Here is a 23,537-nt window from a genome sequence, read left to right on the forward strand (position 1 = left end):
ATTATAATCGCGTCCGCTATGTCTGATAATAAAACTCCCCAAAAATCACCAAAAAAAATGCCTGCAGACTTGAAGGCTTTGCGTGACAGCCTGCGTCAAGCGGCACAACAACAAGTCAAACCCGCTGGATTTCCTAAAAAGGATAAGCAAGCCAAGCCTGCTGCACCCCAAAGTCATTCAGGAAGTGGTGTTAAAAACACTAGTCAGTCAGGAAATTCGTCGCCGCAGCCAGCCACGCACAAGCATCAGCAAGCGAAGTTGGCACAAGCAAAAAGGACAGAGACTCGACCAGAGCCTAGTCTGCCATTTCGCAATCCACCACCGGTAATTACTTATCCAGAAGAATTACCTGTCTCAGGCAGACGTGACGAAATCGCCGAAGCGCTTAAAAAACATCAAGTCATCATCGTTTGCGGCGAAACAGGTTCGGGTAAAACCACGCAGTTGCCGAAGATTTGCTTGGAATTGGGGCGCGGCCAAAAAGGCTTGATTGGCCATACGCAGCCGCGTCGTATCGCCGCATCATCGACTGCGAAACGCATCGCCCAAGAACTCAATTCACCACTAGGCGAGCATGTCGGCTTTAAAGTCCGATTCACCGATACCTTGAGCAAAGGCGCTTCGGTGAAGTTGATGACCGACGGTATTTTGCTGGCAGAAACGCAGACCGATCCACTGTTACGTCAATACGACACCATCATCATCGATGAAGCGCATGAGCGCAGTTTGAATATCGATTTCTTGCTCGGCTATCTCAAACAGATATTGCCTAAGCGTCGCGATCTTAAAGTGATCATTACTTCAGCGACGATCGATGCGCAGCGCTTCGCCAATCATTTTGGTGAACACGGTAAAGCGGCACCAGTGATTGAAGTATCGGGACGTTTGTATCCAGTGGAAGTGCGCTATCGTCCGATCCAAGCCGATGAAAAAGATAAAGAACGTGATCTGATGGTGGCGATCACCGATGCGGTCGATGAATTATGTCGATTGGGCTCGGGCGATGTTTTGGTGTTTTTGCCGGGCGAACGCGAAATCCGCGATGCCGCCGAAGCCCTGCGCAAACATCATCCACCGCATGTAGAAATACTGCCTTTGTTTGCCCGACTGTCGGCACAAGAACAAGAACGTGTCTTCAAAATTTCTAATGCGCGACGTATCGTATTAGCGACTAATGTGGCAGAAACCTCGCTGACCGTGCCGGGCATACGCTATGTGGTCGATGCAGGTTTGGCACGTGTCAAACGTTATAGCTATCGTAATAAAGTCGAGCAATTACAAGTCGAAGCGATTGCACAATCGGCAGCCAATCAACGCGCGGGTCGTTGCGGTCGCGTGGCTGCAGGTGTGTGTATTCGTCTCTACGACGAGCAAGAATTTAAGCAACGTGCCGCATTTACCGAGCCAGAAATTTTGCGCTCATCTTTGGCATCTGTCATTTTGCGAATGAAGTCTTTGCGCCTGACGGATGTTGAAACTTTCCCCTTCATCGAACCACCTTTGGGGCGTGCAATCGCCGATGGTTACCAACTCTTGCAAGAGTTGGGCGCGATGGATGACAGCAATCAGTTAACGGCGGTGGGTAAAGAGCTCGCCAAGTTGCCACTAGATCCACGCGTAGGTCGCATGATTTTGGCGGCACGTGATAATCAAGCTTTGAGCGAAGTTTTGATTATTGCAGCGGCTTTATCGGTACAAGATCCGCGTGATCGCCCTATGGATGCACAAAGCGCAGCCGATCTAGCGCACAAAAAATTTGCGGATGAAAAATCCGAATTTACGTCCTATCTCAAAATTTGGAAGTGGTTTGAAGACGCGATTGAACACAAAAAAACCAATCGTCAATTACAAGACAATTGCCGCAGCAATTTCTTAAGCCAAATGCGATTGCGTGAATGGCGCGAAGTGCATTCACAATTGCTGACTATTGTCAAAGAGCAGGGCTGGCGCGTGAATGAAGCACCAGCCACTTACGAGCAATTACACCTCTCCTTGTTGACGGGTTTGCTAGGCAATATTGGCTTTAAATCGGAAGAAGATGCACACTACTTAGGCGCACGCGGCATCAAGTTTTATGTGTGGCCGGGTTCTTATTTGGCGAAAAAAGCAGGTAAATGGATCATGGCTGCTGAGCTGGTCGATACCACACGTTTGTACGGTCGGTGCCTCGCCCAGATACAACCAGAATGGCTAGAAAAAGTCGGTGGGCATTTACTCAAAAAATCTTACGGTGAACCTCGTTGGGAAAAACGTACGGGACAAGTTTCAGGCTTTGAACGCGCGACTTTGTATGGCTTAGTCGTGTACAGCCAAAGACGCATACAGTACGGCCTGACGCATCCCAAAGAAGCCCGTGAGATTTTTATTCGCGATGCGTTGGTCGAAGGTGATTTTGATACGCGTGCACCATTCTTAGCCTTCAATCAAAAACTGATACGCGAAATTGAAAACATCGAACACAAATCACGTCGACAAGACGTGTTAGTCGATGATCATTTAATCGCCGCGTTCTACGATAAACATCTACCAGCCGATGTCTACAACGCGGTCTTGTTTGAGCAATGGCACAAAGAAGCGACCAAAGGCAATCCTAAATTGCTCTACTTGAATAAAGACGAGTTGATGCGGCATGAAGCGGCGGGCGTTACCACCGACTTCTTCCCTAAACTGATGCAAGTTTCCGGTGTGGGTTTGCAATTGTCGTATCATTTCGAGCCGGGTAGTCCGCGCGATGGTGTGACACTGTGGATTCCTTTGTTCTCCTTAAATCAAGTTTCCGCCGAGCGTTGCGAATGGTTAGTGCCAGGCATGCTCAAAGAAAAAGTGCAGCTATTACTTAAATCACTGCCACAAAAAATCCGCCGTCATTGCGTTCCGTTACCGGATTACGCAGCAGGATTTTGTGAGCGCAATGAATTCGGTAAAGGCAATTTCTTAGAAACCTTGATCGCCGATATTCGTGAACAAAAAGGTCTGCAATGCCTGAGTACGGATTTCAAATTTGAACAATTGCCTGCGCATCTAACGATGAATTTTAAAATCATCGACGAACACGGACGCCAATTAGAAATGGGCCGCAATCTCGCCACGCTACGTGCCGAATTCGGCTCACAAGCGCGTGAGAGTTTTCAAAAGATTGCCAGTGCCGATAAATTAGCCTTGTTAGATAACTCTAAATCCGCAGCAACCGAATCCTTAGTTAACCGTCATTCCCGCGAAAGCGGGAATCCAGTGTCGTCAAGCTCGACAAAATCCGCTACCGCAACAAAATCCGTAGCCCCAGCAATCCAACAAGAAAACTTAACCACATGGACCTTCGACGAACTGCCAGAACTACTCGAAGTCCAACAAGGCAAACAAACCTTAATCGGTTACCCAGCCTTAGTCGATAAACAAACACATTGTCACATCGAAGTCTTCGACGACCCTGACGAAGCAGCGCGTGTACACCACGTGGGCTTACGTCGTTTGTTCGCCTTGCAGATGAAAGAGCAAGTCAAGTTCTTAGAAAAAAACATTCCGGGCTTGCAGCAAATGGGCATGCAATTTATGTCGCTAGGTTCACAAGAAGAGTTGCGCGAACAAATCGTCACGACCGCCTTAGATCGTGCTTTCATGCAATCGCCATTGCCGAAAAATTCTGGCGAGTTTAATAAACGCCGTGATGAAGGCAAAGCTAGACTCAATCTACTAGCCAACGAAATCGCGCGTTTAGCAGGCTTAATTTTGGCGGAATATTACAGCCTACCGAAGAAGTTGCAAGGTCTCAAAGCCCACGCGCAAGCGGCCGCCGATATGCAGCAACAATTGCAAAACCTAGTTACCAAACGCTTCATCGCCGAAGTCGATTTCGCCCAGTTAGCGCATTATCCGCGCTACTTGAAAGCGATCACGGTACGCATGGACAAACTCCGCGCCGATCCTGCACGTGATGCGAAGCTGATGACAGAGTGGAACATCGTCGCGCAGCCGTGGCAACGCACGCCGCGTCGATCGGGTGTGGATGCGGATCCTAAGTTGCTTGAGTTTCGTTGGTTGTTAGAGGAGTTGCGGGTGTCTTTGTTTGCTCAGGAGTTGAGGACGCCTATGCCTGTTTCCGTTAAGAGGTTGCAGAAGGTTTGGGAGAGTTTGTTGCGGTAGGATTGCCACGTGTTTTTTTGCGTGCTTTTGGATTTATATCCGAGAAATTTTTTTGCCACCTACAATTGATTGCTGAGTAGTATTTTTTGGAGAATTATGGATTGAATCTATCTTTTAATGATTTAACGGTAAATTTTTCTAAATACAATTCGAAAACTTTGCTTTCGGACTGGCATTGGCTTATTGGAAAGAACAGAATTCCAATTTTGATTACCGCCTTTGGTGAGCCTTTCGTACAAGAGACAGGAAGTGGTGAAGTATTTTTTCTGAATGTCTATGAAGGATTGATGACAAGAGTTGCTGTTGATCTTGATGATTTCAAGGAGCAATTAAACAGTGATGATTTTTCAGAAAAGTATTTGCCAATCCAAGCTGTTGGGGACTTGAGGTTGGCCGGGAAAATGTTGAGTATAGGCGAGGTATATAGTTTCAAGGTGCCGCCAATTTTAGGCGGTACTTATGAACTCGAGAATATTGAAGTTTGTGATATTCAAGTGCATTTTTCGATTCTTGGACAAATTCATCATCAGGTGAAAGATTTGCCGGTAGGAGCCGAGATTGGCAGTGTTCAATTGAATTTGGTCAAAAGACCTTGGTGGAAATTTTGGAATTAAAGCGCGTTTCGCTCTCGCCATGTAGGACGGGTGAAACCCGCGCCGTAAGAGCATTTAAGACATCGCGACGGTAATTTGATACTGGAACAAATTTTAGAATAGTAGTGTGGTCAGTTTTTTGCTCATGTGGAAACAGTCAATTTTATTCGCGCGCAAGTTATCGACTTTAATCTAAATATTTATCTGTAAACACGCTCATCGTTCACAGGTCGGGAGTGGCCCGATAGGTTGAACTATAGTTCAACGAATTATTTTCTTTGTTTCGCCAAAGAAAGTAAGCAAAGAAAGGCGACCACACTGCCACTGGCCTTCGGCTTCCCAATTGAGCAAGACAAAAAATGGGAAAGCTTCGAAACTCGCCTTCGGCTCAAACAACGAAGCTTTCTTTATCCATTTTTTGTCCTGCACAATTGGCAGTGTCAGAAGTGGAACAGCGTCAAAGTCAATTGCAACCCCAACATCAAAACAATCAGTAACGACGGACAAGCATTTTTCTAGTATCAGTTGTAGGTCATTGTTTTTGGTTTTGCTTTTGACTTTGCTGTTGACCTACCCCCGTTTGAGACGAAGTAATTTGTGCGTCACAGAAAATGGATAAGAAAGTGTTGTTGTCTGAGGTGGAGCAGGGAATTCGAGGCGCATGCGCCTCGCCTGCGGAACGATGTTCGCTTGCAAGCGAACATTCCTGAGAACAGTTTCAACACTTTCCCATTTTTTGTGAGGCACAAATTATGCTGAAGCGTAGCGTAAGCACCCAGAGGGCGAGTCTACGGTCGCCTTTTTTGGATTACCTTTTTTGGCGAAGCAAAAAAGGTAATTGGCTGTCGGGCCACACCCGACCTGTGAACTTAACGAACTTGCGAACGCAATTCCAACGCCAAAAATCAAAACTACTGAATATTATCGCCAACAAATTATTCTCGTAGTAACTCAAGCACCCTCATCCCCAACCCTTCTCCCGCTTACGGGAGAAGGGAGCCTAATTTTAACTTGACCTTCGCCCCAATCCCGCTCACGAGAAATGAACGCTCTCAATACTCCAACAGCGTCGCCTTACCCCAAAATATCCGATAAGCCATCACCGTGTAAGCAATGATGACAGGAAGCACGATACATGCGCCGACGAAAATAATCATCAAAGATTCTGGCGCACTCGCGGCCTGCCAGATGGTGATTTTGTCGATGATGAGGTAGGGGAATAAGCTGTATGCCAAGCCGTGAAATGCCAAGAAAAATATTCCTACGGTGCTGGCGAATGGTGTCCAAATCCAGCGTTGGTTCGCTTGCACTAACTGCGCGGGTAGGCATTTTAAAATTCTATCGATCCACCAAAATAAAATGGCAGTGATCATCGGAATCGGAAATAGCAATATAAAGTTAGGAAAGCTAAACCACTTTTCCGCAATACTGGGGCTGGCGAACGGCGTAACGATGGAGATGGTGGCAATGCCGACGCCAGCTAACCATAAACTGCGTCTTGCCCAGGTTGCTGCTTTGATTTGCAGTTGTCCTTCTGACTTCATCAATAGCCAGGTTGCACCTAATAGGCAATAAGCAGCCATTAAGCACAAGCCAATTAAACTGGCGAAGGCATAGCTCCAAATGCTGGTTTGAAATCCCACTACCAACATACCTAGCATAAAGCCCTGTGAAAAGGCGGCGAGGATGGAGCCGATATGAAAGGCTCGGTTCCATGCAGGCTTATTTTGTGCGTGGGCTTTTACTCGAAAATCGAAAGCGACGCCGCGTAAAATTAATCCTAACAACATGATCGCGACTGGAAAATACAGTGCACCTAATATTTGTCCGTGTGCTGTCGGAAATGCGACCAATAGAATGCCAACACCTAATACCAACCAAGTTTCGTTCGCATCCCAGAAGGGACCGATAGAGGCGATCATGATGTCTTTTTCCGCATCATTCGCATGCCGCATCAAGATGCCGACACCGAGATCGTAGCCATCTAGAATCACGTAAGCCAACATCGCTAAGCCCATAACGACCAGAAAGGCGAGTGGTAACCAACCTGCGGCTTGGGATAAATCTGGGTAGAGTGGGGTGATCATGATTTACGTTCTCAGTGTAGTGGTGAATGTTGGCGTTGTTGGTGTCGCTATTGTCGCTGAATTAGCTGTCGATTCCGTGCGATCTGCTTTACGAGCTAAATAGAAGACGACGGAGATGTACGAAATAATCAAAAAAACATATAACGCTAAATACATCGCAAGCGAACTCGCCAACATCGGGACAGGCACTTTGGCCGCCGCCTCGGCAGTGGTGAGCACACCTTGCACCAAATAAGGTTGACGACCAATTTCGGTGGTGTACCAACCTGCCAGTAACGCAATCCAACCGGAAAAACTCATTGCAACTAAAGAGCGTGAGACGAATGCTGGTAAAGCTGGTTTGCGCCAAACAAACCAGCAAGCCAGCCAAGATATCGCCAGCATTAGCAAGCCAATACCGACCATGATGCGAAACGCGAAAAAGACGGGTGCGACAGGTGGATGCTTGCCGACAAAATCATTAAGCCCTTTGAGTTCTCCATTGAGGTCGTGTGTGAGATAAAGCGAGGCTAATTTGGGGATCGCGATTTCAGCTTTATTCACACGATTTTTTTGATCGGGAATCGCGAACAGGACAGCGGGGGCACCTTGCTGGGTTTCCCAAATTCCTTCCATCGCAGCGATTTTTGCTGGTTGATGTTGTAAGGTATTCAGTCCATGTAAATCACCAACGAGGATTTGCAAAGGGATCAATATCGCCGCTAATGTAACGCCCGTTTTGATACCGATATGAATGTCGTCACTGCGTCCGCCACGCACATAGCGATAAGCGCTAATACCCGCAATTAAAAATGCAACGGTTAAACCCGATGCCAGCATCATATGCGTAAAACGATAGGGCATCGATGGATTGAAAATAATCTGTAACCAGCTGGTTGCATGCGCTTGGCCATTGATCATCTCAAAGCCGACTGGTGTATGCATCCAAGAATTTAATGCGATGATCCAAAACACGGAGAGCGTTGTACCGCTGGCGACCAAGATAGTGGCGATGGTGTGGAGTCGATTTCCCACCCGCTTTTGACCGAACAACATAATGCCAAGAAAAGTCGCTTCTAAGAAAAATGCTGTCAAAATTTCATAGGCGAGGAGTGGTCCGGCGATGTTGCCAACGGTTTCCATAAAACCCGGCCAGTTGGTACCAAATTGAAAGCTCATGGTGATGCCACTGACCACGCCTAACGCAAAACTGAGGGCAAAAATTTTTACCCAAAAATAGTAAGCGCGTTGCCAGTGCTCTGCCTTGGTACTGTTGTAGCGCCATTTGAAAAACACCAGTACCCAGCCAAGTGCGATGCTGATGCTGGGGAATAAAATGTGAAAGCTAATATTCGCGGCGAACTGAATGCGCGCTAACAGCATGGGGTCGAAAGTGCTTGCAAGTTCTGCTGACATGATGGGTTCTCTTCTTCTCTCGATATAGCGAGTTAGCGACTAGTTTTTTGACTTGCCATCAAGGCGTAGGCGATCCGTAAACTCAATCAACTTGACGACCTTGGAGCCCATTTTCATCAAGGTTTGTAGCGTCTCTGGTGAGAGTTTTTCGACGTCGTCAAACCACGCACTGGTGAGTTCGATTAGGTCGTGCATTTGTTGAATGCGTTCCAGCGCATATCTTTCACCATCCTTCGCATCATCTTTCGAATCTTCTCTCGCATCGTTTTTAAGTAAGGCTTCGCGCAGCATGGATAAGGTTGGCTCTACTTCGCGGCGGCGGCGCTCTTCCACTAAGTTGCGGAAAATTTCCCACACATCTTTGGGTGCTTCAAAAAATTCGCGGCGTTCACCGGGGATGTGCACCAACTTCACTAAGCGCCATGCTTGTAGTTCTTTCAGACTCATGCCGACATTCGAACGAGAGAAGGTTAATTGCTCGGCGATTTCATCGGCACACAGTGGTTTTTCGCTGAGAAAAATGAGTGCATAAATTTGCCCAACGGTGCGATTAATGCCCCAGCGGCTGCCCATTTCACCGAAATGCGAGATAAATTTTTCTTTGGTCGGACTGATGCTCATGGTTTATTCCTTATTTGTAGTTCCAGTAATATTTGAATTTCCAGTATTTTCAGGAAATATAGCACGATTATTTTTTTCGCGTTTTTTTCGCCCGATTTTGCGATTTGTGCGGAGGTACTCTAAAAACTAGCTATTGAAGGATGGTGTGGTGATTTGCACTAATCTGCGCTAAGTAGTACAAAACGGCTCGCTCTCATGGGTTGAGAGGAGCCGTCTTCTTCGCTTGTAATCTTGATCTGTGGCTTAACTTATAGCTTGATCAATTGTCTATGTTGTCGTCAGCGCTTTTGCTGCGCGTAACAAGCCTATCAGCTCGATCACTTTTGCTGGTTGATAGGACATTGCCGCGACTAGTGCATGCATTGCTATCAAATTTCGTTTGATGGAATTCGCTGGAAACCGCTGTAGATATTGCTTGGTTTTTTCGTAGCCGTGTTTTTCGTAGTGACCGAGGATATCAACAGAAATCTCTTCATTGGTTCTTTCACGTGGAAGCGTTTGAAATCCAAGTTCTCGTATGCTTGCTTCTGCCATTTCCCAAACTGACCACGGATTTTGGCCCGTAATGAGTTTGTCATGCTGGCTGATTTGTTGCAAGTAACGTGGTCCTTTTTCGATGATCGCACCTTGTGCTCGCAGTTTGTCTTCTAATAAAAAAGGGAATAGTTCTTTTGCATTAGGGATCAAAAATAATTCTTCTTCATTGGTAAATGCACTGATTCTTTTTTGATTAACAAAGGCGCTGCCGTCAGCTAATTTGACTAGACTGAGTGCGGCGGGGCCGTGGCAGACTGCGATAATGAGTTTTTGCTGTTGATGAAAATGCTTCACCAAATGGTGTATGTGTGGATTATTAGGGAAATCAAGCATCGTGCCCTTGCCACCGACAAAATAGATGGCATCGTATTGCTCGCCATCGACATTTGCTAAGGGTATTGTGTTGTTGACTTTGTTGACCGCAACGGTATCGTTCAAAAAAGCATAATCAAATTCAGCCATGTCGTCATCGTCTAATATCGCTGGTGCTTTTCCGCCTTGTGGGCTGGCGATATCGACTTGGTAGCCGTTGGCTTGAAACACGTAGTAAGCGCGTGCCAGTTCAGTTAATTCATAGCCTGTTTTTTTCTTACCGATTTGCGAAGTGCTGGTAACGACTGCGAGAATCTTACCGCGAGTAGCGGGCAGTGAATCGCGCAGATAAGCTATGTCGCTAGGCTTGCTGGCTTTTAATAGATCAGTGTCGATGTCTGGGTCTAGCAAGCTGCTTAACCAGATCGCCGTGATCACCAGCATGGCAACGATACTTACGACTGCCGCGATCAATCCCAAACCTATTTTCTTCCACATCATCATTCCTCCATTGAATAAATTGGATGATTAATGTAGTTGTGAGTAGGTGAAAAAAAGGTGAAAAAATAAGAATTTTTGTGAGCAGACTAGGTTTCTTTTTGATGCGATCTTGTTCTGAGTGGTTCAATGACCAGACTACTTGATTCCGTCATTTCTCATTTGCCGAGGCGGCTTAAAGTAGGCCGGATAAGTTGGCAGGTGGGGCATCGCCAGCTAAAACGCCAGAACCACCGGGCAGGCCTTCGCCTTTGCGTACGAGATAATCCGTATGTTCGTACACATTGCTGCAGCCTGTTTCTGTAATCAGGGTTTTGACTATGGCGACCTTCCATGCATCCACGCCTGCAGCTTGAAATTGACAGGCAAGAAAGCCTTGTTGAATTGCGTGATATTCAACCACGAGGCCTGGCAGTTGATCTTCTTCCGCATTGATTAGCAGCTGTGGTTTTTCTAGTTTTACGTCAGACTTCGTAATGAGTGGTAAACGTTTTGTCAGTGCGGCATGAATACGTCGTTTAAACATAGCATGGTCAACCGCTTCTGTTTCATCAAAAGTCCATACGCGGGCGCGAATTTGTGACTTGGGACTCCAAGCTGCGCGAGCTAAGAATTCGGACTTTGATGATCTTACTAAGCAAGTGGCGCCAGACTTCATTCTTTCATGAAACTTGCCGTCGACGCGTTCAATTGCAGAGAGATAAATCCATGGATCGCCGTCTAGCAAACTTTTTTCTTTGCCTTGTTTTATAGTGAGGATGAGCATAATTGTTTGAATGTGGCGAAAGAAAAAAAGGGCAGTTTTTTGATTTGATCGTTTGATCAAGATTGTTATAGCCAGAGATTTACCAGCTAGGACGATGCCGTCCCTTGCTCCAAGCTGGCGATTTGTCTGACGATGCCGTGTTCATTGGGCTTGTCGCATCATTGATGTGGATTTCTTCTGTGGTCATAAAAATATAACGGTTGCCGACGCGACCGCGATAAACGCTATGCGCTCCCGCAAGTTTTTGCGTAACTGCAGCAAACTTCCAAGCATCGTCCATACTGCATACGATGTTGCTGGTGCTATACGCGCGATGACCTTGCGCTTGTCCCCAGTGTTTCGCCATCGTTGCATGATTGCGGAGTGAGGAAGGCAAAGATCGTTGCGACCACGCCCAAGTAAAGGATTGGCTTGCCTCGTCATAGATGCCAACAGTTTGAAAATGGCTGGTGCCGGTTTTATCGCCAGCAAATTGAAACACGATGATGCCAGCTTCTAAATCCGCAGACCAGCCTTTTTCTTTGCCATATTTCCAATTCGCCGCATGCTCTTGATGTTGATTGAGCATCTCTTGATGTGCTTGGTTGATAAATGTTTTCGCTTGGGGAGAGATCTCGGCAGGTTTGAAGCCTGGTAAGAAATTGCGAAGAAAGTAAAGAATTCTGCTCATAATAGCTAATAAAAAACCTAGTCAAATCAAAAACTTATCGATAGATCTGACAAAAATGGATCATTGCACATTATAACAGCAGGATTTTCATTGAATAGGATTCGTATTTTTGCAGAATAGGGCAGAAGCGTATGGTACAAAATGTTGGATTTTCCCGTTGTGTGCCAGCTGTTAGCCTTTAGAATTGCTGAATTCTAAATTGCCGTATTTACGAGGATGTGTATGAAAGATCGTTTGGAAAAACTTAGTCAGTTGGCGGTGCAGTCTGCCGGTAGCGCTGGTCGCGGATTACTGCAAGTGCAATCTAAAGCGCAAGATTTAACAAAAGATCTAACGCAAGGCATAGTGCAAGTCGTGAATGTCGATAACTTCAATAAGACATCGGCCGCCGCCAGCTCAATCGCTATCGCGGCGAGCAAATCCGTACATCAATCGCTGAGTAATGTGATTGAGCACGAAACCACGCAAGCAATCGTCGAGAAAGTCAAGGAGCGTGGTTCGCAAATTGCAGATACAGCGACGCAGAGTGCAAAGGCGGTCAGTACGCATGTGATCGATGGCGTCAAAAAACTAGATGAAAAACTAGAAGAAAATCACCTCGAAATTAAAGAGAAAACAGAAACCGTCTCAATGGGCTTAGGGATTGCCGCTGGCGTTGCTGCTGGTGCAGCGATTATTGGCCCGCCTATCGTGGTTGCCGCTGCCCCTGTTATCGGTGCAGCGGCGACAGTGACGGGTGCCGTCGCTGGTAGTGCGTATTTTTATTCCAAATGGAAATCGAAACAGGCTACGCCGACGCAGGACGAGGTTATCGATGAATCGACATCAGCGGATGGATCAATCGATGGATTAATTAAGGGTCGTGCAAGCGAGTAGCGCGCACGTTTTTGATCTTGTCGGTCAGCCTGATCTTAATTCGCAACCTAGGCTTCATCATGCCGAGCGACTCAGAATTTGATTCGAAAGTTGATTTTGTTTAGTCCGTGAACTGAGAACATAATTAGCAGCGAGTAAAACAAGGCCGCAAATATTCCCATCCCGCCCTCAAATCGACGCAAAGGTGATTGCATGCCGCTGAGATGGAGTATGGCTTCGATTGCGAATGGAAGTAGATAGCAGACAAGCGGATTGATCGCCGCTGGTTTAATCGCGATCATCCAGTTTTGTATCTTGCGTAAATCAATCAGCCAAAATAAGAAACTAAATACAGCGATACAAATTGCAGCGGAATAAAAGCACCACGAAGGTGTTGCATAGATTTTCGAGATCTTGAAATCTGGTCGTAAAGCAGTTGCGGCGAAGATGAGTATCATGAATAAAATTGCCGCATTGATGAATCGTCTTGGTTCGCTCTTTGAGTGACTTCTTAAATGGCTGATGACAGTATCCTCTTCAAAGAAAATTAAGGAGCAAATCACACCTAAGAGCACGATGCTACTGTGAGCGACATGGCCATCTAGACTAGCAATGATCTTCATCAATGAAGCGATGGATTGATTACTCTCGATGAAGTGTCCGAAGTAAGTACTGTGTACTAGTACATAAAAAGCAGTACAAATAAAGACGGAAAAGAGTAAGTGTTTTTGTTTGCCGCTGCACAGTTGATAGATGCCGCAAGAGATCAAATAGGCCCAACCGATCAAGCCTAAGATGCCCCACCACTGTGGTGTCATGCTCTGTGTACCGTTTTCTCCTCCTCGATAAATGAGCGCCAATACCACAAGCAACATGACGCCAGTCGCGGTCAGAATGCGATTGATCAGTACATGTTTAAACTGATACACGCCCCAAATCAATAAAAAAGCCAGATAAGACAAGAGCGACCAAGCTTGTATCGAGATCGGCATGGATGCTTGATGATAGCCACTCTCAGCATTCACCATAAACAAACCCATGATGATCAATGCGAGCGCGCGTAAAAAAATATGTACATTTAATTGCCAGCGGGTTTGAGCTTGTGCAATCCGATGATTAATACCAAATGGAATCGACATGCCAACGATAAATAGAAAGGCGGGGAATACGATATCGGGAAAACTCATCGCATCAGCGTCCGCAGGCATATGCTTGAGCCATACAGAAATACCACTAACGCTGGCTAGTTCATTGACGATGATCATGATTAAAAACGTGATGCCGCGAAAAGCGTCAATGGAAATCACCCTTTGATTTTTTAGGGTGTTGATAGGTTTTAGCATGAAACTAGACTTTCAAAATACTGGGAGAGGAATGCGGTAATTTCTTGTGATGAAGCACAATGAAATAGTTCCAAGCAGAAATTTACCTTGAGCAAGTTAAAACGACAATGCATAGAACTACTTTCTGTTCTAGGTAAATGTACTTAGATGATCAGGTGTTCGTTTTCATGAAATCAATTTTGGTGCAAACTACACATCTCTTTTGATCTATTTTAGACATATGAAATTAGCGCATTTCAATAAGTGGCGACAGATTCTAATGGCGGTGATTTTTGTTCTCGTATCGTTTTGCACAACGAATACATGGGCGAAATCATCTGAACTAAATATTTGGATCATGTCCACTACGGCTCAGCCTCAGCAGGATATGCGTGAAATTTTACGTCCCTACTTAGTTCTCAATCCTCATCTAAGAGTCAATGTGACGGTGATAAATTGGGAGAATGCTTGGAGCAAAATTAGTGCCGCGGCAGATTCCGGACAAGGTCCCGATTTGGTGGAGTTAGGTAGTACTTGGGTAGCTGCAATTGCCGCAAGAAACGCTTTAGAGCCTATCAGCTTGCAGCAACAAAAAGAAGTTGGTGGTGACAAGGTTTTCTTTCCTGCCTTGTGGGTCACTACGCATCAACATAATCAAGGTGAGGTATTTGCTATTCCTTGGTATGCCGGTGCACGGGTTGCCTATTATCGTAGCGATCTATTCAAAAAAGCGGGTGTGAAGCCAAATGAAGCGTTTGCGAATTGGGGTAGTTTTAAGCAAGCGATGCAAAAAATAAATGGTATTGACTTCGAAGGTAAGAAAGTCGCTGCGCTCGGTTATCCAGGTAAAAATGACTCCGATATTTTGCATAATATCGCGCCTTGGATTTGGAATGCAGGCGGAGATTTTCTGAGTGCGGACCGAAAGTCAGCCAGCATATTCTCGCCAGAAACGATGCAAGCGATCAGCTTCTACACCAGCTTTGCGAACGAGGGATTGGTACCGCTATCTGCGTTGGAGAAGGATTCAGTACAAATTGAGTCCGGTTTTTTTACGAATCAATATGCAGTGATTTTTAGTGGACCTTGGGTGTTAAAGATGTTCAATACACCAAAATCGAAGGGCGGTCAGATGGGCACTGTCGCGGCTAAAAATTTTGGTGTTGCGTCTTATCCAGCCGGAATTAAAGGCAATCAAACTTTCTTCTCTGGGTCGGATTTAGCGATGATGCGATCATCGAAAAACAAAGAGGAAGCATGGAATTTACTCAAGTATCTGGTGTCACAGAAAGCGCAAGTCAAATTTAGCCAACTATCTGGTATGTTGCCAGCACGACTCGATGCTTTGTATGATCCCTCGCTGATGCAAGATCCGCATTACGCGGAATTTGTAAAGCAGGTGAGCCTGGGGCGGCATTATCCAGTGGTTCCAGCTTGGGCTCAGTTAGAGAGCGTGTTTCGTACCAACATCGCCAAAATTGTGACAACGGTGAGTGGGCAACAAGGTGCGCAATCTCAAGCGCTTATAAAACGTAATCTTGAGCAAGCCTCGCGGCAAGCCAATGTGATATTGCTTGGTGAACGCCGTTAAACAAAAAGATTACTTGATTACTTTATTACTGACTTATTGCCACAGACTAGGTGGAATGTCGCGTAACTTAGCGACGAGTTCCATGCTTGTTCTAACATTTAATTTTTGGCAGATATGTAGTCGATGTGCTTCGACGGTTTTGGGACTGATAGAAAGATGATCGGCGATTTGCTTTCCCAAATAACCAGCCACGATCTCAGTCAACACCATGCGCTCTCTTTGTGTTAATTCTGCGATTTCTTTCAGTAAACCGGCTTGTCCTTGATGTTCGGCTCTGGCTTTTTCATCAGTGGCGATTGCGCGGCTAATTGCATCAATAATGCTGCGATGATCTGCCGGTTTTTCTAAGAAATCGACCGCACCTTGTTTCAGCACGCGAACAACCAGAGGAATGTCACCATGACCACTAAGAAAAATAACGGGCGGTAGGTAAAGGCGATGCAATTTGCTACGACGAATCAGTTCATCAAATAATTCCAATCCATTGGTGCCGGGAATTCTGACATCGACTAAGAGGCAGTTAAAATCGGTCGGATTTGCTTGGTCAAGAAAATCTTGCGCACGTTCGAATTCGGTGGTTTTCCAATGACGTGTTTCGAGCAACATCACTAATGAACTACGTACACTTGGATCATCATCGATGATTGCAATATTCGCTTGATGTTCGACAGGATTACTTTGTGACATTTCGGCTCCCCTTTGAAATTAATGTTCTATTTTTCTGTGCTTAGCTTGTCTGTGTTAGCGTAATTTATTATGTTTGTTCGGTTTCTAGCGGCAATCTAAATCGAAAGATGGCACCACCATTCGGATTATTTTCTGCCCAGATTTTTCCACCATGATTTTCAATGACGGTTCTACAGATCGCCAAACCAAAGCCCATACCGTCGGATTTGGTGGTGTAAAAGGCCTGAAATAGCTTGTCCATGTTTTGTATTCCTTCGCCTTGATCAACGACGCTAATTTCAATTTGACGATCGTTTCTTTCAATAACTAGACAAAGCTTTTGAGGATGTTCGCCTAGTTTGTGATGTGGATGCTCGATTTTATTTTTTTCGTTTTTCATCGATTCTGTTTTCATCGAATCAAGCGCATTGCGCATTAAGTTAAATAGCACTTGCTTTAGCATCACTGCATCGCATCGAATTTGAGTGTCTTCCATATTGAACATCAAATCGATGCGTATATGTAGATGTTTGGCTTGTACTTCAATCAGTTCTATGGCTTCATGCACCAGTCGTGATAGCGAATACATTTCATGCGGCGCTGCACTTTTTTGAATGAGATTGCGCATGCTATGCATAATTTTTCCCGCACGCCTGGATTCTTCTCCCATTTTTTCTACCGCCTGCTTTATTTTTGGGGAATCGATTTCATTTGCTTCAATCAAGCATTCAGCTGCGGCCGCATAGTTGGCAATCGCTGCTAGTGGTTGGTTTAATTCATGCGCCATTCCAGACGCAAACTCTGCCAAGCTCGATAGATGTGCAGTGTGCTGCAGCAAGACATCGCGTTCACGTAAGGCTTGTTGTGCCGCTTTACGTTCTTTAATCCAGCGTTGTAATAGGCGTAATAGCCAGATAATCAATATTCCGAAAAATAAGACTGCGACGGCTAAGCCAATGAGCAAGTTGTCGAAGTTTTGTACTGTACGTACACTCGTTTTGAGTGACAAACCACTACCCGATGGACCGAAGTCGATGCGATTGCTTTGCTGGTGGTGATTGACGATGCCGCCTTCGCTTGGCGATAACTGTTTATCGTTTTCATCGACTAAACTGAGATCGTAACGCTGCACAAACCACCAAGGCACTTCTTGTGTGAGTAGTTTGTTTAAGTCATAGGTTACGATGATGCGGTGTAGCGGATGTTGTTCATTGCTATTCGGCAGGGCTAGCACCCATAGCGGCGCAAATTGTTCGATCACTCGACTATAAATTGCGGAATTTTGGCTACGACTTTGATGAATGGCATCTTGCACTAAGGGATCGCTTAACGGCGGAAGTTGTTTAGGTCTTTCGTCAAATTGTGGTACGCCAATTAAGCGCTGATTTTGTTCATCGACGATCTCTACTGCGAGAATCGCGTGATTTTCTTTAATCAGTTCATCTGCTCGTTGAATAAATTCTGCGCGAGATTGTTTAGAATCAGGCCGCAAATCTAAGGCCCAATTCTGCAACATGACTTGTTGCGTGCCTAGCTTATTGCTAATAATCTGTTCCATCCAAAGCAGATCGAGTGAGGATTGCCTCGCCGCGGAAGCACGTTTATCTGCATACCAGAGCCAACCTAAGGTACTCGATGCGAACAAGCCCACCGTTAGGAATAACATTATTCCTAATAGAGTCCAGCGATTTTGGAAAAAGCGATGTCCCAGCAATGCCATATTTGTTCCTGATCTATAGCGAGGTTTCCCTGACTTTTAGTTCTTGATAATTTCTATATTTCATAATCTAGCATTCAGTAATCAATTAGGCAAAGCACAGGAGCTAAATTTGAATCTCACGTATGACTTTGATGCCATGGCAGTGCGGCTATGCTCATCTGTTCTAGAAATAAAAAAAGACGGCAAATCTCGTGGAGAAATTTGCCGTGTAAAGCCAGTTCGTCAACTTACTTAGTTCTTTTAAAACTGGTGCTGCTGTATCCAGTCCTTTTTGCTGGGGCAATGGGGGAGACTCAGCAAACGGAACTAATTGGTAGAACGCCCTGGGGGAAGCGCTGTGTGAACCTGATAATGGTTCGCTATTTGTTTCACCCTCCGTGATCTTTGTAATGGACTCAATAATGATGTTAGTAATTGATAGTGCCGCGTATACCAAACATTCTTGGTGGGTTATAGCTATTGAAGGTGTATCCACCCGCATTACCTTGTCCCATCCAATTCTTCACAATATTGTTGCTAAGATTGGTGCCCCATAACTCAATATTCCATTTGTCATCATGGGCGCTGAGTCTTACCGAAGCATTCCAATTGGTGTAAGGATCTTGATAATCACCGAGCACACGATTGTCGAGATTGCGAACTGTAAAGTACATACGACTTTGATGGCGCATACCTATGGATGGCGTCATCACCCAGCCGTTATCCAGTGCAAAGTCATGCGAGTAGTTGATGGCATAAGAATATTTAGGTGCCATTGGCAATTGATTGCCGGTCACATCACGTATCGCGCGACCGCGCTTGCTTGGATCGTTACCGAGATAGAGCGGAGCGCAGGATTCCGCGCCGAACTCTTGGCGATGTCCACACATCCAATTGTCGTCATAAGTTGGATAGGATAAGACTTTCGAATTAAGCACTGATGCATAGCCGGATAAAGTGCCTCCTACCCATGGCCGCGCTTTATATTCGATTTCTAAACCTTGAATGCGTGAATTTCCGATATTTTCGGTTTTCCATGCGGTCACCACATCACAAGCTGGATTCCAATCTGGGCAAGTTTCGTCAGCACGTAATTTCCTTTGACCAACTGCATTCATGCCAGTGACGTGCATATCATCATATTTGGTATGAAAGTAAACCACGCTCAGGTCTAATTTATTATTGAAGTGGCGGCCTTTGTAGCCGACTTCAAAATTGGTGGTGAGCTCTGGATTGTATTCAAGGTAGCTATACTTTTGCGTGCCGCCGTCGACACAAGTGCCACCACCGCAAGTATCAAATTTATCGCCAAAGCCACCTGGGCGATAACCTGTTGCGGCAGACGCAAACACCATGCTTGCTTTATCGATGTCGTACTGTAGACCAAGACGATAGGTGGGCTTTTCCCAATTTGCCTTGTGCGTATTGACTACTGGACTAGGGAATACACCGACGCCAGCAAATGGTCCCATTCCAAATGTGAAGTCAGTACCGTTATGTGGTGTGCCGGTGCCCGCGGCTTTAGGAACATATTTGCCGTTGTAATACCAAGGTGTATCCGCACTCCATAAACCAGCGCTAACTCCTCCTATATCTTCGCGACTATCTTTGCTCATACGGAAACCGACTGTCGCTGACAATTGATCTGCAAGCTTGATATCGGCTTGCGCGAATAGTGCTTTTGAATGGACTTGGCGATTTGGTTGCGCATAAAATTGTGCGTGCGGCATACCCCAAGGAGCTTCAATTAACTTGTCTTGAGCGAAATTGATGGCGTTCTTTTCCGACATATTGAAGAGACCCGCAACATAGCGCCATTGATCGAAATTTTGTTTAATTTGAAGCTCATTGACCAAAGAGCGATAGTTGGAATCGAGCGTATAACTAGCCCAATCTATAGCATGTTGCGCGCCCCAGTTACCCCAAGGCTCCATAACGCCAACATCTTCAGCTAGAAATGATTGACCACCATCATCGTCATGATGCTGTTCGCGCTTTTGTACCGCGTAAGCGACTTTGTAGCCCAATTCAGTTTGTGGTGATAGTTTCCACACCAAGTTGCTGCGGTAAGTCGTGATGCTCATATCGAGTTTGCCAGGGACATTAATTTTGGCATACCACTGACCTTGCGGACCGCAGGCGAAACGTGTACCTGCAGCCATTTTGCAGTCTTTTAATCCAACTTCACCAGCACCAGAATTTTGATAATGTTCAAAGCCGCCAGTCCATTCGAGATCTTTATCAATCGCCCAGCGTGCAGTTAGACGCGTCGCCCATTGATTTGAGTTGGTGTAATAATCTTTAGGTGAAAGCTCGCGATTTAGTCGTTGATCAACGTCAGGTTTGCCGTCGGGCGTAAACTTAGCGCCACCATTACCATCTGACAATAGAACGCCACGATCACTTAGATCGCGTTCTTGTTTGATGTAGCCATCGCGCTTATCCACCATGACGGCGGCACGTAACGCAAAATTGTCGCTAATCCCAAAGTTATACACGGAACGTACTTCTTTGCCATTGTAGTTGGCGAGATTTAAAGAGCTCCAACCATAATTGGTTTTAAATTCTGGTTTTGCGGGTAGGATGTTGACGACCCCTGCGGTGGAGTTGCGTCCGAATAGTGTTCCTTGCGCGCCGCGCAAAACTTCGACTTGATCGAGATCGAACATTAGTGCCAACGAGCCTTGCGGTCTGGGGGAATAAATACCGTCAATATGGATACCAACGGCTGGATCGCCAATTTCCGTAAAGTTGGTGGAAGTCACACCACGAATAGATACTAAAACACCAGAATCAGCACTGGATAATCCAAATTGAACATTGGGAATCGCACCACTGAGATTTAACAGTTCTTTGACATTGGAACGGATCAAATCTTCTGCTTTTAGTGCGCTAACTGCGACCGGTGCTTTGAGTAAGGAAGTTGCTTGTCGCGTTGCCGTGACGATCACTTCAGGGATTGTATCTTTACTTTTGTCATCGGCTTTTGTGTTGCTGCTTTGCTGGATTGAGGTCTCTTGCGCATCGGCTTGTGATGCCAACAAAGTAAAAGCGCTGGCGATCGCCAAGTACATCATCGATCGGGATCTACGAAATTGAATAAGACGGGGCATTTTAGCTCTCTCGAAAATAATGGATGTCATCAAATATCGAGCCGTTTGTACTCCCCAACACGCTCGATGCAAGACTCACGACAACAAATGTGCAGGCTAAATTGTTGTTAATGAGGCTTGTCGTAGTTTCATTGTTTCGACGATGTGCCGCAATTGAGAAATTTACTCTTGGATCTAAGTGATATTACTTAGATTCTTATTGGCCGAAATGGGAGAAGAGTCTTGCGTCGCAAGTGATGCAGGAAGGAGATGTCTACGAGATGCCTTAGAAACGTCAAGTAGACATGTGAGTAATTAATTGCTAGTAGCCGATGCTGAAGAATGAAATCTGCGGACAAAATCACAGTAGGCGGATTGGACTTCTTTTTTACTTAATAAATTATTGTGTCCGGCATCTTTGACGAAAAGATGTTGCTTTTCTTGCGCTGGAATTGCATCAAAAACAGCGCGTCCCAATTCGGGAGGCGTGGTTTGATCATGTTCTGCCGAAATCACCAAACTCTTCCCATAAAAATTTTCCAGTGCCTTGGGATTGTCGATTTCCATTAAGCTAGGAACGATTTCAAAGCGGATAAATGGACGCACATACCAAGGTGTGCGTAGCTGAAGTATGTCGCTCACTTTGGTTGCCGTCGTCTCTAAAATGATGCCATCAACAGCGCGATTTTGTGCGACGTAGGCGGTCATAAAGCTGCCTAGCGAATGCCCATGAACAAGAAGAGGCCCAGTCGTATTGGCTTTGACATAATCATAAATTCGCAAAGCATCTTCTTTTAGATTATTGGTGTTTGGCTGACCGGGAGTGCGGCCGTAACCGCGATAATCAAACATCGTAAAATTGATCGGACAGCTTGCTACATGTTGACTAAGCATTTTGGCAGCATCATCGATGTGTGAGCGATTTCCACCGAAATATAAAACCGTTACCGTGGCCGGCGCATTTTTTACACTTAAACCATTTAATTGCACGCGTTCATCAACTGCAATTTGATCATCTTTAAGTGCCGCATTTGGCAATAGTGTTGCCAAGACTTTGCTGTCAAACTTTCCTTTAGATTGATATGGAACTACGCTATCAGGTCGAATAAATTGTGACTCTTCGATCACGACACTTTTGCAAGCAGCCAACATCGCAAGCATCAAAATCGACATACCTAGACGCATCTTTTGCATTATTTCTCCTAATAGAAAATTGAATTCCAATAATAGAAGATAGGGCGGGTTATCGTCAAACGCAGTACTTTGTTCGACTACGCGTAATCGATTATCTATTTGAATGCTTGTGCCGCGAGTATGCCGCTTCTGACTGCCGATTCTAAAGTGGCAGGATAGTCACTGGCAGTGTAATCACCCGCCAACATAATATTTGTGATCTCGGTACGATTAGTCGGTCTTAGCAGATTAGGTGAACAGGCAAACGTCGCACGTTTTTCGGTGATGACTTGCGACCAGATCGGTCGCTTTAATTCCTCACTTTGCAATTGTTGCGCAAGTTGATCGCATACCGCTTTGATCAATTCTGAGCTTGGTTGCGCAATTGCCGCTGCAGAGGCACTGATGACCACTGCCATCAATCCTGCTTGATGCGTATCTAACTGTCCGCGATCAAAAATAAATTGTGCCCATGCATGTTGATTCGGATTATCTGCCAAGGCGTAAAATGGTCGATCGAGTCGGCAGCTTGCTGCGTATTGCAAATAGCATGTAGTGATAGCTTCGTATTGAAACGTGGTATCGAGAATAGATTTGACAGATGTAGCCTGCGTATCACTGCCAATTTGATCTGCTGAAAGCGCGGATGAAAACAATCGTTTAGCTTGTTCTGCACCAGTGGCGATAATCACGCCATCAAATCGCTGATCAGCGATTTGTGCTTGTCCGTCTGTCTGCTCGACATGTAAAGGCACGAGACTGCACTGATTTGATGAATGTGCTGTGATCGATTGAATTGACACGCCAAGTACGACTTCACCGCCACATTCACGTACCAAGTTGGCACATGCCTCCGGCAATAAACGACTGAGATCGAATCGTGGAATCAGCATGTCCGATGCCGCGCGCTTTGCACCTAAGCTATCTCTCAGTACGTTGAGAAACACTTGTGCCGATGCGCGTTCAGGTGGCGTATTTAATGCAGCGATACAAAGTGGATTCCAAATATGGCAACATAGGTTTTCGGTTTGCTCGTAACGCTGCAATAGCTCAGAGACGGTGCAGTTGTGATTTAATTTCCAATCAATCCAGCGCGCCGTGGTTGAGAATCTTGCTAGCGCCATTTTGTCTGCGCGCGATAGCCCTTTTGATGTCAGCAATGCTGAAAAGAGATGTAAAGGTGCCGGTAGTTTTGCGGTACAAAATTCGATCCCCGTTTGCTTTGGGTACACCATTTGCAAGGGGAGGCGTAATAGGGCGCTTCGCAAGTCTATTTTTACAAATCGCATTAACTCTAAGCAGGCGGAGTAGGCTCCTAATAAGATATGCTGACCGTTATCGATCTTTTTTTCTTGGATATCGACAGCGCGGGCACGTCCACCTAGGTGACGACTAGCTTCAATTAGAGTGACATGGTGGCCTTGCCGACACAAGGTCGCCGCAGCGGCGCAACCAGCCCAACCAGCGCCAATTACCGCGATTCTTTTTGATTTAGTTTGATTCTTCACAGACTTGTGCCA

At 45.7% G+C, this 23,537-nt stretch carries 16 protein-coding genes; 4 read left to right on the forward strand and 12 right to left on the reverse strand.

What is annotated here, in order from left to right:
- The first annotated feature begins 57 nt into the window (after positions 1–57).
- Both hrpA and KDM92_RS15630 read left to right on the forward strand, forming a co-directional pair.
- Positions 58–4,140 (forward strand): ATP-dependent RNA helicase HrpA, encoded by a 4,083-nt coding sequence (hrpA, locus tag KDM92_RS15625; RefSeq protein WP_212685445.1) that lies wholly within the window; start codon positions 58–60, stop codon positions 4,138–4,140.
- A gap of 101 nt (positions 4,141–4,241) precedes the next feature.
- The gene (locus tag KDM92_RS15630) at positions 4,242–4,754 is read left to right on the forward strand and encodes a T6SS immunity protein Tdi1 domain-containing protein (RefSeq protein ID WP_212685373.1); all 513 of its coding nucleotides are present in this window, start codon (positions 4,242–4,244) and stop codon (positions 4,752–4,754) included.
- Positions 4,755–5,785: 1,031 nt separating this feature from the next.
- Here KDM92_RS15630 and KDM92_RS15635 read toward each other — a convergent pair.
- The 6 genes from KDM92_RS15635 to KDM92_RS15660 all read right to left on the reverse strand — a co-directional run bounded on the left by KDM92_RS15635 (position 5,786) and on the right by KDM92_RS15660 (position 11,619).
- Entirely contained in the window at positions 5,786–6,820 is a 1,035-nt protein-coding gene (locus KDM92_RS15635; RefSeq protein WP_212685374.1) for a cytochrome d ubiquinol oxidase subunit II, read from the reverse strand.
- Between the two features lie 3 nt (positions 6,821–6,823).
- Positions 6,824–8,215 carry a cytochrome ubiquinol oxidase subunit I gene (locus KDM92_RS15640; RefSeq protein ID WP_212685375.1) on the reverse strand — a complete coding sequence of 464 codons (1,392 nt, stop codon included), beginning with the start codon at positions 8,213–8,215 and terminating at the stop codon, positions 6,824–6,826.
- Positions 8,216–8,254: 39 nt separating this feature from the next.
- A complete protein-coding gene (locus KDM92_RS15645) occupies positions 8,255–8,836 on the reverse strand; it encodes a GbsR/MarR family transcriptional regulator (RefSeq protein WP_212685376.1) in 582 nt (193 codons plus the stop codon).
- Between the two features lie 267 nt (positions 8,837–9,103).
- A complete protein-coding gene (locus KDM92_RS15650) occupies positions 9,104–10,183 on the reverse strand; it encodes a type 1 glutamine amidotransferase domain-containing protein (RefSeq protein WP_212685377.1) in 1,080 nt (359 codons plus the stop codon).
- A 175-nt stretch (positions 10,184–10,358) separates the two neighbouring features.
- The gene (locus tag KDM92_RS15655) at positions 10,359–10,949 is read right to left on the reverse strand and encodes an SAM-dependent methyltransferase (protein ID WP_212685378.1); all 591 of its coding nucleotides are present in this window, start codon (positions 10,947–10,949) and stop codon (positions 10,359–10,361) included.
- 79 nt (positions 10,950–11,028) lie between these two features.
- Positions 11,029–11,619, reverse strand: a complete 591-nt coding sequence (locus KDM92_RS15660; protein WP_212685379.1) for a DUF6882 domain-containing protein — start codon at positions 11,617–11,619, stop codon at positions 11,029–11,031.
- Positions 11,620–11,841: 222 nt separating this feature from the next.
- Here KDM92_RS15660 and KDM92_RS15665 point away from each other — a divergent pair, with 222 nt between their 5' ends.
- Complete coding sequence (locus tag KDM92_RS15665; protein ID WP_212685380.1) at positions 11,842–12,495, forward strand: hypothetical protein; 654 nt, start codon at positions 11,842–11,844, stop codon at positions 12,493–12,495.
- Between the two features lie 71 nt (positions 12,496–12,566).
- On the opposite strand, the gene KDM92_RS15670 is transcribed toward KDM92_RS15665, so the two are convergent.
- The gene (locus KDM92_RS15670; RefSeq protein ID WP_212685381.1) at positions 12,567–13,817 is read right to left on the reverse strand and encodes a DUF5009 domain-containing protein; all 1,251 of its coding nucleotides are present in this window, start codon (positions 13,815–13,817) and stop codon (positions 12,567–12,569) included.
- Positions 13,818–14,154: 337 nt separating this feature from the next.
- Here KDM92_RS15670 and KDM92_RS15675 point away from each other — a divergent pair, with 337 nt between their 5' ends.
- Positions 14,155–15,387, forward strand: coding sequence for an extracellular solute-binding protein (locus KDM92_RS15675; protein WP_212685382.1), 1,233 nt, complete (start codon positions 14,155–14,157; stop codon positions 15,385–15,387).
- 33 nt (positions 15,388–15,420) lie between these two features.
- Here the strand turns inward: KDM92_RS15675 and KDM92_RS15680 are convergent, their stop codons facing one another.
- The 5 genes from KDM92_RS15680 to hpnE all read right to left on the reverse strand — a co-directional run bounded on the left by KDM92_RS15680 (position 15,421) and on the right by hpnE (position 23,525).
- Entirely contained in the window at positions 15,421–16,074 is a 654-nt protein-coding gene (locus KDM92_RS15680; RefSeq protein WP_212685383.1) for a response regulator transcription factor, read from the reverse strand.
- Positions 16,075–16,141: 67 nt separating this feature from the next.
- Positions 16,142–17,773, reverse strand: coding sequence for a sensor histidine kinase (locus tag KDM92_RS15685; RefSeq protein ID WP_212685384.1), 1,632 nt, complete (start codon positions 17,771–17,773; stop codon positions 16,142–16,144).
- A gap of 407 nt (positions 17,774–18,180) precedes the next feature.
- A complete protein-coding gene (locus tag KDM92_RS15690) occupies positions 18,181–20,865 on the reverse strand; it encodes a TonB-dependent receptor (RefSeq protein WP_212685385.1) in 2,685 nt (894 codons plus the stop codon).
- A gap of 294 nt (positions 20,866–21,159) precedes the next feature.
- Entirely contained in the window at positions 21,160–22,038 is an 879-nt protein-coding gene (locus tag KDM92_RS15695) for an alpha/beta hydrolase (RefSeq protein WP_212685386.1), read from the reverse strand.
- Positions 22,039–22,133: 95 nt separating this feature from the next.
- Positions 22,134–23,525 (reverse strand): hydroxysqualene dehydroxylase HpnE, encoded by a 1,392-nt coding sequence (hpnE, locus tag KDM92_RS15700; protein ID WP_329603168.1) that lies wholly within the window; start codon positions 23,523–23,525, stop codon positions 22,134–22,136.
- Positions 23,526–23,537 lie beyond the last annotated feature (12 nt).

The sequence above is a fragment of the Affinundibacterium baiyunense genome (genome assembly GCF_018139645.1).
Classification (GTDB): domain Bacteria; phylum Pseudomonadota; class Gammaproteobacteria; order Burkholderiales; family Burkholderiaceae_D; genus Undibacterium; species Undibacterium baiyunense.